Origin of the sequence: Synechococcus sp. R6-10, from assembly GCF_047461815.1 — a bacterium.
Classification (GTDB): Bacteria; Cyanobacteriota; Cyanobacteriia; order Thermostichales; family Thermostichaceae; genus Thermostichus.
Genome location: NZ_JANSHW010000575.1, coordinates 1 through 2557, shown reverse-complemented (window position 1 = coordinate 2557; position 2557 = coordinate 1). Strand labels below are relative to the sequence as shown.

The window sequence follows — 2557 nt, the reverse complement described above, 5'->3', positions numbered from 1 at the left end:
AAGGGCGTCGGCTACGGTCGGCGCTATCCTTCCCTGCCCTGAAGGACGGGGCTTGCCGCGCCTTTTGGTCAAGTTTCTGAAGCCTACACCAGCAAGACCTATAGTTGGAGTGCCGAGAAGGCTCAGAGGGCATTCGTATGCACCGAGACCTGAATGGCGCATGGGGGATTTTCCTGCATGCTTAGGTAGAACTGCCCTGTTCCGGCAATCTGCATTGGTGAAAGATGCTAGCTTTTTTAGCATCCAGTAGCCCAAAAAGTGCGGACTATGGTCAAGCGTGTGCGGTTGGATCCCATTGCCCAAGTGTCTGAAATCGCCACCAACAGCAATTTGCTCTCGGTACTGTTGCAGGAAGAGCTGAATGTGTTGAAAGAGTGCGGCGGGCGCGGCCTCTGTGCCACCTGCCATGTGTACGTTAAGGAAGGGATGGAGTCTTTGTCTCCGGTGAGCAAGCGGGAGCAGCGCACCCTGGAGGCGATCACCACCTGCAAGCCCAACTCCCGCCTGGCCTGCCAAGCGCGCGTGCTGGGGGAAGGGGTGGTGGTGGAATTGCCTGCCGGGATGTACATCCATGCTTTTCAGGATATCGAGGCGTTGATCGGTCGGCGGGCCGAACAGCCGCTTTTGCACCCTGTAACCGGCGCCATTTTGGTGCAGGAGGGTAAACTGATCACCCGCTCGGTGCTGGAATCGGTGAAAGGGCTGGATCTGGATATCCAAGAAGCACTGGCTCGGAGCAGCCAGGAGTTTTGAGATTTTGATCCCATCTTTTGAGCCAGTTTGGGCCCCTTTTTGAGGCCACTTGGCCACCCCGTATATAAACAAAGCATTCTCAGGTGAGTATTCCTATGCCCCCTGTGTTTCTTGGGATCGATCTGGGCACTTCTGGGATGCGGGTGGTGGCCCTCTCAGAGCAGGGGGAGGTGGTGGCCAAAAGCGAGCGCCAGTGGGATCCCCCAGAGACCAATCCGGGCCGCTGGTTGCGAACCCTGAAAGCCCTTTTGGGACAACTGACCGCGCAACTGGGGGAGCAGTATTCCATTGCAGCTCTGAGTGCTTGCAGCACTTCCGGCACCATTCTGCCGGTGGATGGTCGAGGCATGCCGTTGGAACAGGCGTGGCTGTATTCTGACCCACGGGGCCAGGCTCAGGCCAAGCAATTGGGGATCCCTGCCAGTTGGGGTCTCAGCCGTTGGCTGTGGTGGGCGGAAGCCTATCCTGATCAGTATCGAGACAGCTACTTGGCCCATCCGGCGGACTTTTTGCTGAGCCAACTGGGGGGGCGCAGGCAGGTGACCGATCACACCCATGCCCTCAAGAGCGGTTTCGACCTGGAGGCCTACACCTGGCCTCAGGAGTGGTTGGCGCGGCAGGGCCTAAACCCCAAGCATTTCCCCGAGGTGGTGCCGCCGGGAACAGTTTTAGGAACGGTGCGAGCAGACTGGGGGTTGGGGCCGGAAGTGCTGATCGCGGCAGGGATCACCGATGGCTGTGCCGGGCAACTGGCGGCAGGGGCTATTCGCTTGGGGCAGGTTTCCACCAGCTTGGGCACAACCCTCATTTTCAAGGCCAACAGTCCGGATCCCATACAAACCCCAAGCATCTATTCCCATTTGCACCCGGACAGTGCTCCGCACCGCTGTCGCGAACGAATGGTTTGGTGGCCGGGAGCCGCCTCTTTTTGTGGAGGCGGAGTTTTGCCTCATTACTTCCCCGACGGCAACCTGCAAATGCTGGATCAGCAAGCTCAGGCTTATCTGCCCACCGGGCTGGTCAGCTATCCCCTTTGTCAGCCGGGAGAGCGTTTTCCCATTGTCGATCCCCAGTTTGCCGGGTTCTTGCCGGAGGCAGAAGAGGGATCCCCCCGTTTTTACGCTGCTTTGTTGGAGGGGGTAGCGATGGTGGAGCGGCTGGGGCTGGAAACGTTGGCCGCTCAAGGGATCCCAGTGCCAGAGCAGAGCCCGATTTTCACCACCGGTGGAGGCAGCAAAAGCCCTCTCTGGTTGCGCCTACGCGCCAGCATCCTTGCTCGTCCCTTGGCTGTGGTGAAACACCCGGAGCCGGCTGTGGGGGCAGCCATCTTGGCCGCTTCTGCCTATTGGTGCTGCTCTGTCCAACAGGCTGCCGATCGATTGGTACAGGTAGAACGCTATGTTCAACCGGATCCAGAGTGGGTGAAGTCTTACGCAGAGATCTACTCGGTCTTTCACAGCCGCCTGAGCAACCTGCTTTGACATGTTCCCTGCTTTACTGGCTTGCTTCCCCGTAGCGGTAGGGTGAGGATTCTTGTTACTGGTTCCACAACAGCCCTTGCCGCAAAGGATCCCGTCCTGCTTTCGCCAGTAGGTTTCCCCTCTAAAACAGCGATGATGGTTTCCCAGTTGTTCAGGCTACAGACTTATGACTATGTAAGTATTAAGCGGTCACGGGATACAGCTGCCTACCTACGTTTTTTGAGCTTCGTGAATGCTCAGCCGTGGAAACGAGATTCTTTTTAAACGGAAATGAAATATTTTCGTTGCATTGCTTCCTAACTTTCCTTCTCTCCTAACTAAAG

General features: G+C 57.4%; 2 protein-coding genes. Both read left to right on the top strand.

Features of this window, described 5'->3' with window-relative positions:
• The first annotated feature begins 267 nt into the window (after nucleotides 1-267).
• Complete coding sequence (locus NW837_RS14025; RefSeq protein ID WP_414332212.1) at nucleotides 268-753, top strand: 2Fe-2S iron-sulfur cluster-binding protein; 486 nt, start codon at nucleotides 268-270, stop codon at nucleotides 751-753.
• A gap of 95 nt (nucleotides 754-848) precedes the next feature.
• Entirely contained in the window at nucleotides 849-2234 is a 1386-nt protein-coding gene (locus tag NW837_RS14020; RefSeq protein WP_414332211.1) for an FGGY-family carbohydrate kinase, read from the top strand.
• Nucleotides 2235-2557: the final 323 nt, after the last annotated feature.

Coding starts and splice junctions, on each gene's coding strand:
- NW837_RS14025 (WP_414332212.1), top strand. CDS start 268: ATGGTCAAGCGTGTGCGGTTGGATCCCATTGCCCAAGTGTCTGAAATC.
- NW837_RS14020 (WP_414332211.1), top strand. CDS start 849: ATGCCCCCTGTGTTTCTTGGGATCGATCTGGGCACTTCTGGGATGCGG.